At 62.1% G+C, this 214-nt stretch carries 1 pseudogene; it reads left to right on the plus strand.

Features of this window, described 5'->3' with window-relative positions:
- Positions 1 to 2 precede the first annotated feature (2 nt).
- Positions 3 to 214, plus strand: a pseudogene (locus WJW29_RS03845) (IS1595 family transposase); the annotation flags it as partial.

The following is a 214-nucleotide window of genomic DNA, read 5'->3' on the forward strand; positions in this document are numbered from 1 at the left end:
GCCTGCGCTCGGGCACGGTGATGGACAACAGCAAGCTGCCGCTACGCACCTGGCTGCTTGGCATGTATCTGCTGGGCCAGAGTCAAGACGAACCTGTCGGCGCTGGAGTTGATGCGACACCTGGGAGTGAGTTACCCGACAGCGTGGCCAATGAAGCACAAGCTGATGCAGGCCATGACCCAACGCGAGGCGAACCGCAAGTTGGGCGGGATCG

Source organism: Xanthomonas sp. JL1 (genome assembly GCF_038405005.1).